9 protein-coding genes are annotated in these 12,077 nt (G+C 65.6%); 5 read left to right on the plus strand and 4 right to left on the minus strand.

Features of this window, described 5'->3' with window-relative positions:
• Nucleotides 1–121 precede the first annotated feature (121 nt).
• Together rocF and HALRU_RS07035 are read left to right on the plus strand one after the other, a co-directional pair.
• Nucleotides 122–1,042, plus strand: coding sequence for an arginase (rocF, locus tag HALRU_RS07030; RefSeq protein WP_015300705.1), 921 nt, complete (start codon nucleotides 122–124; stop codon nucleotides 1,040–1,042).
• Between the two features lie 126 nt (nucleotides 1,043–1,168).
• Complete coding sequence (locus tag HALRU_RS07035; protein WP_015300706.1) at nucleotides 1,169–2,338, plus strand: NAD(P)/FAD-dependent oxidoreductase; 1,170 nt, start codon at nucleotides 1,169–1,171, stop codon at nucleotides 2,336–2,338.
• A 57-nt stretch (nucleotides 2,339–2,395) separates the two neighbouring features.
• Here HALRU_RS07035 and HALRU_RS07040 read toward each other — a convergent pair whose 3' ends face one another.
• The 4 genes from HALRU_RS07040 to HALRU_RS07055 form a co-directional block, all read right to left on the minus strand.
• Entirely contained in the window at nucleotides 2,396–2,980 is a 585-nt protein-coding gene (locus HALRU_RS07040; protein ID WP_015300707.1) for an acyltransferase, read from the minus strand.
• 170 nt (nucleotides 2,981–3,150) lie between these two features.
• Entirely contained in the window at nucleotides 3,151–4,500 is a 1,350-nt protein-coding gene (gene purD, locus HALRU_RS07045) for a phosphoribosylamine--glycine ligase (protein WP_015300708.1), read from the minus strand.
• 103 nt (nucleotides 4,501–4,603) lie between these two features.
• Nucleotides 4,604–7,324 (minus strand): DEAD/DEAH box helicase, encoded by a 2,721-nt coding sequence (locus HALRU_RS07050; RefSeq protein WP_015300709.1) that lies wholly within the window; start codon nucleotides 7,322–7,324, stop codon nucleotides 4,604–4,606.
• On the minus strand, nucleotides 7,324–8,913 hold the full coding sequence (locus tag HALRU_RS07055; RefSeq protein WP_015300710.1) for a ribonuclease H-like domain-containing protein: 1,590 nt from the start codon (nucleotides 8,911–8,913) through the stop codon (nucleotides 7,324–7,326). The genes HALRU_RS07050 and HALRU_RS07055 overlap by 1 nt, the downstream gene beginning before the upstream one ends.
• A 248-nt stretch (nucleotides 8,914–9,161) precedes the next feature.
• Between HALRU_RS07055 and thyA the strand changes: the two genes are divergently transcribed.
• The 3 genes from thyA (at nucleotide 9,162) to HALRU_RS07070 (ending at nucleotide 12,072) form a co-directional block, all read left to right on the plus strand.
• Nucleotides 9,162–10,178, plus strand: a complete 1,017-nt coding sequence (gene thyA / locus HALRU_RS07060; RefSeq protein ID WP_148680463.1) for a thymidylate synthase — start codon at nucleotides 9,162–9,164, stop codon at nucleotides 10,176–10,178.
• A 2-nt stretch (nucleotides 10,179–10,180) separates the two neighbouring features.
• A complete protein-coding gene (locus HALRU_RS07065) occupies nucleotides 10,181–10,780 on the plus strand; it encodes a dihydrofolate reductase (RefSeq protein ID WP_015300712.1) in 600 nt (199 codons plus the stop codon).
• Between the two features lie 83 nt (nucleotides 10,781–10,863).
• A complete protein-coding gene (locus HALRU_RS07070) occupies nucleotides 10,864–12,072 on the plus strand; it encodes a potassium channel family protein (RefSeq protein ID WP_015300713.1) in 1,209 nt (402 codons plus the stop codon).
• Nucleotides 12,073–12,077 lie beyond the last annotated feature (5 nt).

Genomic DNA, 12,077 nt, shown 5'->3' on the forward strand with positions numbered 1-12,077 from the left:
CCGTCGAGCCATCGGACCCTAAACCTGTCGTCGCCCGGTCCATCGGCCATCGATCGTCGCCGGCCGTTCGAACGGCCAGCCATTCAGCAGCAATTTAAGGTCACGCCACGGAGACGAATGCATGAGTCGAACCGTACGCATTATCGGTGCCCCAGTCGATTACGGGGCGAATCGGCGCGGTGTGGATATGGGGCCGTCGGCGATCAGGTACGCGGGACTGGCTGAGACGCTGGCGGCTGCAGGGATCGAAGCGCGAGACGACGGCGACCTCTTCGTCCCCCGCGCGGAAGAACGGGATCCGGATGCTGGAACGCTGGATCACGAGAACGCAAAATTCATCGACGAGGTCCAACGTGCCTGCGAGCACCTCGGCGATCGCATCGAGGAAACACTTGCAGAAGGGGAGTTTCCGCTCGTTCTCGGCGGCGATCACTCGATTTCGATCGGGACGATGCACGGCGCGTCGCGGGACGCCGACCTGGGCGTGGTCTGGTTCGACGCCCACGCCGACCTGAATACACCGTCGACCTCGCCAAGTGGAAACGTCCACGGGATGCCGCTCGCAGCCGCCCTCGGCTACGACGAGTTCGCCGACTGGGACTGGGCGAACGCACCAAACGTCCGGGAAGAGTCGGTCGCGTACGTCGGCCTTCGGAGCGTCGACGAGAAAGAACGCGAGGCGATTCGCGACAGCGAGATGACGGCTTTCACTATGGCGGACATCGACGAACGAGGAATCACGGCGGTCGTCGAAGACGCGCTTGCCGCCGCGACCGAAGGGACCGACGGCCTGCACGTCAGCCTCGACCTCGACTGGCTCGACCCGTCGGCCGCACCTGGGGTCGGGACACCGGTCCGTGGCGGCGTCACGTACCGCGAGGCCCACTCGGCGCTCGAGGTTGTCGCCGAACACGCCGAGGCACACGACTCGTTGCGATCGATGGACGTCGTCGAAGTGAACCCGATCTTAGACGAGTCGAACGAGACCGCCTCGGTTGCGACGGAGATCGTCGCCAGTGCCTTCGGAAAGCGGACTATCTAACGCGTCGTTTGGGATATTTGGGCGCAGAAGCTACCCACTCGGTAGTCCTGGGGTACGTGAGTGATCCGCACACACGGAGCTGTGGCTTTCAACAGCTTTGTATTGGAGCTATCCCGAGTTCACAGTATGAGTACCGACGTCGTCGTACTCGGGTCCGGATACGCCGGAGCCGGTGCGGTCAAGTCACTGCAATCGTCACTCGGCTCGGACGCCGACCTGACCTGGATTTCCGACACAGACTATCACCTCGTGCTCCACGAGGTTCACCGCGTGATTCGTGATCCGGCAGTGCAGGCTGACATCACGATTCCGACCCGCGACATCGCCGACCGGTCCACGACGTTCGTCACCGACACCGTGGTCGCCGTCGATACGGACGATCAGACCGTCGAACTCGAGGACGCCGAGTCGGTCTCCTACGATTATCTCGTCGTCGCACTGGGAAGCCAGACGGCTTACTACGGCATTCCCGGCCTCGACGAGCACTCGCTCACGCTGAAGAGTCTCGACGACGCGCTCTCGATCCACGAGGCCGTCGACGCGGCTAGTGAGGAGGCCACCCGGAGCGAACCCGCCCAGATCGTCGTCGGCGGTGCCGGGTTGTCGGGCATTCAGACCGCGGGCGAACTCGCCGAGTTCAGAGACGATCGTCGGGCTCCGATCGAGATCCACCTCGTCGAAGCGATGGAGGAGATCTTCCCGGGTCACGATCCGTCGATCCAGGGTGCGCTTCGTGAGCGACTCGAGGACGCGGGCGTGACGATCCACACCGACGACCCGATTACCGAAGCGACCGAGGATGCAATCAGCTTCGACGAGGGCGACCCGCTCGAGTACGACGTGTTGATCTGGACCGGTGGCATCACCGGCCAGGACGCACTCGACGAGACGGCCCTCGACAACCAGCACAACCGGGTCGAGGTCGAGTCGAACTTCCAGACCTCGGACGAGAACGTCTTCGCGATCGGCGACTCGGCTATCGTCGACCAGGGAGATCAGCCCGCGCCGCCGACCGCCCAGGCGGCCTGGCAAGCGGCAGAAGTCGTCGGCCGAAACGTCGCCCGAGCGATCGAGGGCCGGCCGCTCGAAACGTGGGAGCACGAAGACAAGGGGACCGTCGTTTCGATCGGTGACCACGCCGTCGCTCACGAGGTCAAACCCGCGTTCGGCGTCGGACTGCCGGTCTCCACCTTCGGCGGCTTCCCGGCACGCAATCTGAAGAAACTGATCGCCGCCCGCTGGATCGCCGACCTCATCGGCTGGAACGCGGCCCGAAAGCGCTGGTCGTCGCTGTAGAACCGGTCATTTCTTTTCTCACCCGGATCGCTTGCCGGGTGGTACCGTGCTGTCCGATCAGTCGTCCGAATTCGCTGTGTCGTCCCCGTCGTCACGAACGTGCTCGGTGTCCTGTGTGGTCTCGCCGCCGTGGACGTCCCCGCTCGACATCGGGCGGGCGGGCACACCGGCGACGACGGCTCCTGCCGGAACGTCTCTGGTGACGAGCGAGTTCGCCGCGACGCTCGCCCCGGGACCGATTTCCACGCCCGGCAGGATGATCGCCCCTGCCCCGATCATCGCCTGTTCACCGACGACGACCTCTCCGGTCCGATACTCGTCCTGGAGAAACTCGTGACAGAGGATCGTGGCGTCGTACCCGACGAGTGCGTCGTCTTCGAGGGTGATGAGTTCCGGCCAGAAGACGTCTGGCGTCGCCTCCAGTCCCCAGGAGACGCGCTCCCCGACGGTTACGCCGAGTCGACGGAGGAGCCAGCGTTTCAGTTTCAGACTCGGTGAAAGCCGGACGAGCCAGACGACGGCGTAGGAGATGGCGACACGGAGTGGGTTGCGTTCGCCGGGCCAGCCGGACAGGGAGTTTCCGGGGCCCGGTGTCGGGTGTCGATCGATCCGGTCGTGACGTGAGGGATCGTCGGAAGGCACTGTCCCCGTGTTAGATTCGCGGGTACAAGAACGTATTCGACGGTGACCGCTTCAGCGTTTCACCACTGTCGAAAACCGGCGAGGTCGATCTGCGTTGGTCTCGCGTGACGAGCTTGATTCGCGCTGGCCTAGCGTGTCGAGTTTGATCCGCGTTGGTCTCGCGCGTCGGCTTACTCGTCGCGGAGTTCGGTCATGTGGTCGATCCGCCGCTGCACCAGCTCCTCGGTCCCGATGTCGTGGCGGATATGCAGCCCGTCCTCGCCGGCGACGGTAAGGGCGTCCTCGGCGATGGTCTCGGCGTGGGCGATCGAGTCGGCACGGCCGACGACGGCGAACGATCTGGAGGTCGTCGTGTAGATGCCGTCGTCGCGCTCGTCGACGCTTGCGTAGTATAGCAGGGCGTCGCCGGCACTCTCTCGCGGCTGCTCGCCGCTCGAGTTTTCCGTGGCGCGGGTCGCCCGCGCCACGCTCTCTTCGTCGAGTTTTACGCGCGCACCGGCTTCGGGGTCGGTGGGGTAGCCTTCTGGCACGGCGTACTTACAGACCGTCGCTCGCTCGTCGAAGGTAAGCTCGGGGAGGGAATCGCCGTTTCTGGCAGCGGTCAGTACGTCGAGGAAGTCGGTTTCGAGGACGGGAAGCGTGTTCATCGCCTCCGGGTCGCCGAAGCGAGCGTTGAACTCGACGACCTTCGGTCCGTCGGCGGTGAGCATGAACTGGCCGTAGAGGATGCCCTTGTAGTCGTCGAGGGCCTCGACCGTCGCCTCGACGATCTCGACGGCGCGGTCGTAGTCGCCCTCGCGCATGAACGGGAGAGCCACGCCGGGCGCCGAGTAGCTGCCCATACCGCCGGTGTTTGGTCCCTCGTCGCCCTCGTAGGCGCGCTTGTGATCTTGCACGGCGGGTGCCGTTCGCACGGAACCGTTGGCGACGAACGCCTGCACCGTAAACTCCTCGCCGACGAGGCGCTCTTCGAGGACAATCCGGTCGTAGTCGGACTCGCGGATGTAGTCCTTTCCCTCCTCGGCGGTGACCTGATCGCCGATGACCTTTACGCCCTTGCCACCCGTGAGCCCGGCCGGCTTGATCGCGAGGTCGCCGTCGTACTCGTCGATGTACTCGCAGGCGGCTTCCGAGTCGTCGAACGTCTCGAAGTCGGGGCAGCCGGGGATGTCGTGTTCGGCCATGAACCGACGCTGGAAGGCCTTGTCCGTCTCGATCCGGGCGTCGGCTTCGCGGGGGCCGAACGCGTAGACGCCAGCTGCCTCCAGCTCGTCGACGATTCCCTCGGCGAGCGGGCCCTCGGGCCCGACGACGGCGATCGTCGCCTCGATCTCCTCCGCATAGGCGACGACGGCGTCGGTGTCGCTGGTATCGAGCGTCACGAAGTCCGTCGCCAGGGCGGCGATTCCCGGATTACGATTTCCCGCACAGGCGTACAGGTCGACCTCGCTGTCGGCCAGACTGCGGGCGATGGCGTGTTCACGGCCACCACCGCCGATGAGGAGTACGATGTCGCGCATATTTGACCACGGGAGCGGCCGCCGTGTAAACGTTACCGTTTCGATCACTGAAATTTCGATCGTCGGCGGATGCCCGCGGCGTCGATTGCCGAGGCGGAATCCCTCAAGAGTAAAACAGGGTTGGCCGCCGCCCGCGTTCGTCTGCGACGTCGTCGGCCGACCCCACTGTCGTCGATTCCTGGTCGAGCAGTGCGTCGAGGACGTCGATCGCTGCCTCCCCGTGGAGCGGTCGGTTGTCGTTGCCACATTGGTCGTCCATGATGCATGCCGGACAGCCGTCGATCCGGCCGCAGTCACAGCCGGCGATCAGCGCCCGTGCTCGTTCGGCGATCGCCTCGAACTCGTCGTATATCGCCCGCGAAAACCCGAGCCCGCCCTCGACGCCGTCGTAGATGAACCAGCCGCTTGCTGGCGGGCGATCGAGGTCGTCGGCGCGTGAGCGAATCGTCGCCTCGGCCGCCGCGATCGACTCCGGCGCCCGGGTCGTCTCTCCGACGGCGTCGTCTGATTCCGCAGGATCGGCCGTCGACGCCGCCTGATGCGCGTCGAGCGAGAGCGTCGCGAGCCCGCCGAGATCTCGTTTGTCGACCATCAGTTCGAGCGGTGCGACGCCGATGGTGGCGTGTTCGGCGGCGTGCAGTCCCCCGGCGTAGCCGACGTGGACGCCCTCGCCGAATTCGCCGTCGAGTTCGGGCACCGCGAAGTCGCTGTAGCGGTCGACCAGTCGGGCTTCGACATCGGCTGGGACCTCGAGCCAGCACAGTTGTGTTTCCATCGGGAGCGCCGGGAGCCCGGTCGGGACGTTCTGGCGACGCTTCTGGCCGCCCTCGATTCGCACCTGGTCGAAGGAGCCGTAGTACGAGAGGACGGTTCCGGTGCCGTGGTGCAGGACGAAGTCGCCGATCTCCCGCGACCGTTCGGATTCGGCGTCGAGGACGGTCACCTCGCGGTTCGTCCGCGTGTAGTAGTCTACGTCGACCGGCTGGATCACGACGTGGGGCTTCGGTCCCTCGTGGACGACGTCCGTGACCTCGTACTGGTGGCCCTCGTGGAGACGGACGGCCCCTTCGTGGAAATCACGGAAGACACGTTCGCGAGCGAGCGGCTCCATCTCTGGGTCGTGGCGGGCGTCGACGCCGTCTGCGAGACGAACCTCGTACTCCTGACCCGCGGTGGCGTACATCGACACCGAGGATTGCGGTCGTGGCGGGCCGGTGTAGGAGACGCCGGTCTCCAGTTGCCCGGAGAGGTGACCCGCTCGCCGCCAGAGTTCCACGGCGGATTCGAGTCGCTCGCGGTCGGCGAAGTTCTCGGCGTCGGTCTCGTCGAGCGCGAGTTCGTCCGCCGCACAGCGAACGTGCGTCGCGAAGACCGCGTCGTTCTCCGTATCGACGACGGCGTCCTCCACGTCGGACTCGGTGAGGTAGGATGGATTGGAGACGACGTACTGGTCCAGGGTCCGGTGGTCGGCGACGAGCACCGAGAGTGCGCGCTCGGTCCCACGGCCCGCTCGGCCGATCTGCTGCCAGAATGCCTGGCGTTGACCGGGGTAGCCCAGCTGGACGGTCGCGTCCATCGCGCCGATGTTGAGCCCGAGTTCCAGCGCGTTCGTCGAGGCGACGCCGTCGAGCGATCCCCTCTTCAAGCCCTGTTCCGTCGCGTGTCGAGAGTTGCGCGCGTGCCCGGCGTGATAGGAACGGAGATCGCTGGCACGTTCTGGTTCCGCGTAGTAACCCGACCATCGCTCTCGGCCGCGCTCGGCGCGCTCGATCGAGAGCTCGGCGAGCTTTCGCGAGGGGGTAAACAGGAGCGTCTGGGCCCCGTGGTAGGTGAGGTGGCTGAAGAGCCGCGGTGCCTCGACGGAGGCCGGGAGGCGATCGGCGCGTGCTCCATCGGGGTCATCGGTTTCGTCCGGGTCGGGATGGAATGCATCACCATCCTCCTCGTCGGCTGTCGACGCGCGCGGCGGGTTCCAGAGAACCAGTTCGCGCGGGCCTCGGGGTGAACCGTCCTCGTCGACGACGGTGACGGGTTCGTCGATCAGGGCCTCGGAGTGGGCAGCCGGATTGCCGATCGTCGCGCTCGTCAGGACGAATCCCGGGTCGACGCCGTAGTAGGTGAGCACTCGTTTGAGGCGGCGAATCGTCCAGGCGACATGCATGCCGTGGACGCCGGTGTACGTGTGGGACTCGTCGATCACCACGAGATCGCACGCGCCGTAGAAACTGGCCCAGCGATCGTGGTCGTGGAGGTAGGTGTTCACGCCCGCGAAGTTGGTGACGATCACGTCGGCCGTCTCGCGAATCTCGCGGCGAGTCTCTCCGTGCTCGGTGTCGCCGTCGTAGACCCGGACGGTGACGTCGAGCCCGAGCGCCTCGTAGAGGTCGTTCAGCTCCCGTTCCTGGTCACGGGAGAGGGCCTTCGTCGGGTAGACGACGAGTGCGGTCGACCCTCGCTGACTGTGTTTCTCCCTGCTCGCGTCAGGTCCCGAGTCGCCAGCCTGGTAGTGTCTGGCGATCTGCAGGCCGTATACCAGTGTCTTCCCCGAGGCGGTACTCGTGGTGACGCAGACGTTCTCGTCGCGGGCGAGTGCCTCGAGTGCGTCGGCCTGGTGAGCATAGAGGTCGTGATCGAGCGGGCCGGCGAGCGCCGGTTGTAAAACGTCGCCCGCACGGATCGTCGTCGCTTCGCGTGCAGGTACGTCGACGACGGTCGCGTCGCCTGGCGTACCGGGATACGTCTCGATGACGCCCTCGCCCGTGATCGGGATGCCGTCGCAGTCGGTCGATTCGTCCGTCTCGGACGTCCACTCGTTTCGGGTCATCAGGCAAAATCACCCAGGCCGGTCTGGCCGGCTGGTGTTCGATCGCAATCGTGTGCTGCCATAGGGGCGTCCATCAGTGCGTCGTAGATTGCCCACAGCGCGCGGCAGTCGTCCTCGCAGTAGCGTTCGTGGCGATCCCAGTCGAGGGGTTCGCCCGTGCGGACGAACCGCGAGTAGGCGGCTGCCGTCGTCGCCCCGTCGAGGCCGGTCCCTGCGCGCTCGTACCCCAGAGCCTCGGCGACGGCCGTCAGTTTGTTCGTTCGCCCGGGAAGCACGGCGTTTCCGTCGGTGACCGCCCAGCGGTACAGATCACGTTTCCCGATCGATTCCCAGGGATCCCGATACGCCGGGACGTATCGCTCGACGAAGGCCCCGAGGTGTTTGTAATCGAACCGCCACCCGTTCCACGTGAGCAGGGTTCGATCCGACTGCGACCCAACCAGCCACTCGACGAACGTTTCCACGACGGCTCCCGGGTCCGAGGGATCGCGTCGTTCGACGAACGCGCGATAATTATCTGTTGCAGGATCGTAGACGCCGATCTGCCAGATGATCGACGGCGAGAGGCCGTCCGTCTCGATGTCGAGACACAGCGGCGGGTCAGCGTCTCCGCTTCCCGGGAGCGCTTCTTCCGTCACACGACGGGGTTCACCGGTTTCTATGACGCGGGCGTGCTGTCGCATGCGATCGGCAGCACTGGCGCCGATTCCCGGGAGGGCTGCCAGTTCGGAGACCGGAGTCTCGAGGAGGTCGGCCCTGCTTCGAACGTCGCGGTCGGCCAGCCCCTGCGCCGTCTTCGGACCGACGCCGTCGACCGCACGGATACCGAACGCGTCGCTTCCGATCGAGTCGACGGAACGGATCGGCCAGTGGTCGGCGACCCCGGTTCCGTCGGTTGCGTCATCGTCAGCATATTCTTGGGAGGCATCGTGCCCGAGACGCATCGTAACGACGGTCCCGCTATCGCCGTAGTCGTCGATCGACCCGACACCGCGGAGACGCAGCGAGACGGTCGCCGCCCCCTCGCGTTCCGACCGCTCGTCCAGTCGGTTCGCAGCCGGTTCGCGAACGTCGCGGACCGTGGCGTCTTCGCGGTCGAGGACCCAGCATCGATCGTATTCGGCGGGCAAGCGACCGGTCAGGATCGTCACGCGGGACCGACCGGCGGGAACGACGTCCGCGAGCGCGTCGGCGTGATCGAGCGATGCCTCGAGCGTCGTTTGATCGACCGAGACACCGACGTCGTCGCAGACGAGAATCACGGGTCTGTTGGGCGCATCGGCGTGGACCTCGGCCACCGTCGAGGCAGCTTTCGACAGTGCGGTGGCCCTCTGGACCGGGACGATCGAGGTTTCGCCGACGGCATGGTTCTGTACGGCGCCGTCCACGCGGCCAAGTGGCGGGTGGATGACCGGTCCCTCGAACACCTGTCGTGCGCGAGCGACGGCCTGTGGGCGTCGGTCGGGGCCGGGGAGCAAGACGAGGTCGGGCTCGACGTGCGCTCGAACGTCGGTCAGGGCGGTTGACTCGCGCGTCGCGGCCATCTCTGCGGGAATGGCGAGCACGGTCGACTCGACGGCGGCATCCATCGCACGGGGGAAGGTGGGCCCGTCTCAAGAGGGTTCCGAGACCGGGGCGAAAGTGAACAATGGGAGCGCCCAGTTTGCCGTGTAGTTGGAACGATGGCACGTTCCTCCCGGGCGTGGCCAGCTAACCTTCGATATTCTCGCCGAGCCAAAATAGTGCTTGATAGGTTCTCCCTGCTCTTTTCCAGGGTTACAGGGCCCGAAAGGACGTATCATCGGACTTTATGCTCTCCCACGCAGAGTACCGCACAATGCAACAGTATCTGGATCTGGTCGACGACGTCCTCGCCTCTGGGACGTACAAGCCCAACCGGACGGGCGTCGACACGATCTCACGCTTCAGTCGCCACTACGAGGTCGACTTACAGGAGGGGTATCCACTCCTGACGACCAAGCAGATGGATGGCTACCGCTGGAACTCGATGATCCACGAGGTCTGCTGGTACCTCTCCGGCGAGGAGCACATCCGGACGCTCCGTGAGGAGACCAGGATCTGGGACGCCTGGGCCGACGACGAGGGGCGGCTGGACACCGCGTACGGTCGCTTCTGGCGGCGCTTTCCGGTTCCGGAAGAGTCGGCGCAACTAGACGGCGAGTCCTGGCCCGACGACGCACAGCGCTGGGTGACCGAGGAGGCCGACGGGCGGACCACGTTCGACCAGTTGCAGTACGTGATCGACACGCTCTCGGACAGCCCGAACTCGCGTCGACTCGTCGTCAACGCCTGGCATCCGGCGAACGCGGCCGTCTCGACGCTTCCGCCGTGTCACTACACGTTCGTCTTCAACGTACAGGGCGACCGACTCAACTGCCACCTGACCCAGCGCTCGGGCGACGTCGCGCTCGGCGTTCCGTTCAACGTCGCCGCCTACTCCCTGCTCACGAAAGTGATCGCCAACCAGACCGGCTTCGAACCCGGCACGTTTGGTCACACCATCGTCGACGCACACGTCTACTGCGGGACGGGCGAGCGCGGCGAGTGGTACGCGGACAACCTGGACGCCTTGCAGGATCGACTGGCCGACGTCGACGATCGAGCGGCGTACCGAGACGTTCGTGACTGGATCGAGGCGACCGCACCGCCAGAAGCTGCCGGTGCGGAGAACATGGATCACGTTCCCGGATTGCTCGAACAGTGTGCCCGGGAACCACTCTCGCGACCGACGCTCTCGGTGGCCGACGTGTCGATCGACGACATCACCGCGGACGATGTCGAACTCCGCGACTACGAGAGCCACGACGGACTGACCTTCGGCGTGGCGGAGTGAGCATGCCTGGAACCGACGCTGGCGAGGTCGACAACGGGTTCGGGGACGCCGATAGATCCGATCCCGCCGAAACGGCGATCGAGACGGCCCTCGAACTCGTCGCGATCGTCGCCGTCGCCGAAAACGGCGTCATCGGTGTCGACGGGGAGATGCCCTGGCACATCCCCGAGGATCTGGCGCACTTCAAACGAGAGACGACCGGGCACCCGGTTATCATGGGTCGAGTCACCTACGAGAGCATCGTCGCGGGACTCGGCGAGCCGTTGCCCGATCGCACCTCGATCGTCCTCACCTCACGCGCGTTCGAGACGCCCGAGAACGTGCTGGTGGTCGACGGGATCGACGCAGCCGTTCGCGCGGCCGAACGGGCCGATCGCGAACGCCACGACGGATCGGGTCGCACCTACGTCGCCGGCGGTGCGTCCGTCTACGAGCAGTTGCTCCCGGCCGTCGACCGGCTCGTCGTCACCGAGGTCGGTCGGGCGCCGGAGGGCGACGCCTTCTTCCCGGAAATCGACCCTTCCGTCTGGCGCGAGGTCGCGAGAGACGAACGCGAATCGGTCACGTTTCTCGAGTACGAACGTATCGGCTCGAAAGCGTAGTATTGCGGGCTATCACGGCGTCGTCGCGGTCGTTCCAGTCCGTGTGAGGAACGTTTTTCAGCCCGCGAGTGTTCACTTAGGCTATGGACCCGTTCGAGGGCGAGATCTCGCCCGGTTCGATCGAGTACGAACCGGTCAGCGTGAAGGACGTCCTCGTCGAGATGAAGGATACCGCGGAACTGTTGATCGACCTCTCGTTTTCCGCCATCCTCCACCAGCACCACGATCTCGCCCGGGAGGTCCTACGCTTAGAAGAGCGGATGGACCTCCTCGAACTGCGCGCCCGGATGAGCCTCCTGATGGCCGCTCGAAACCCGGACGACGCCGAACGGCTCGCCCCGGTGCTCGGGATCGTCGCTGCGACCGACCAGATCAGCGACGCGGCCGGTGACATCGCGAAGATCCTCGTCGAAGACGCCGGGTTACCGGACGCGATGCGAACGACGCTCCCGGAGGCGATCGAATCGCTCGAACGCACCGACGTGACAGAGACGTCGACATACGCGGGGCGAACACTGGTCGACATCGATCTCGAATCGGAGACGGGCGTCCGTGTCATCACGCTTCGGCGAGGCGACGAGTGGATCCTGGACCCCGGTCCGGAGACGGTCATCGAGGCCGGCGACGTGGCGTTCCTTCGCGGGACAGAGACGGATCTCGGGCCGGTCGTCGAGACGCTCACCGGTGAGGCCTACGAACTCCCGGAGCCAGAACCACCTGCCATCGCCGACCTCGAACGAGCGATCGACACGATCGTGCTCATGAAGGATTTGAGCGAACTGGCCGTCGACCTGGCCTACAGCAGCGTCCTCTTCGACAGTCAGGATCTGGCAGAAGAGGTCCGTAATCTCGAGATCGAAGTCGACGCGTTACAGTCGCGCTTTTCGGCGTGGGCCCTGAAGGCCGCGAGCGAGGCTGACGACCCGGTTCGGATTCGGGGGTTGATGATCCTCGCGAGCGCCACCGAAGAGATCAGCGACGCGGCGATCGACATCAGCGAAGGGATCTTCCGGCAACTCGACGTCCATCCCGTCGTCCAGCTGGCCGTCCAGGAGTCCGACGAGATCATCACTCGTATCACGGTCGACCCCGACAGCGACCTGGTCGGTGTGGAGATTGTCGATGGTCGCCTGGCGACAGACGCCGGAATGAGTGCCATCGCGATCCGCCGCCCGGACGACGGCTGGCTGCTGATCGCTGACGACGACGCGCAATTGCGCGCCGGCGACGTCCTCATCGCGAAAGGGACGCGTAACGCGGAGGAGTCGGTCCAGTCCCTCTCGCAGGCCTAGTCGCC

This window comes from Halovivax ruber XH-70 (genome assembly GCF_000328525.1).
GTDB lineage: Archaea > Halobacteriota > Halobacteria > Halobacteriales > Natrialbaceae > Halovivax > Halovivax ruber.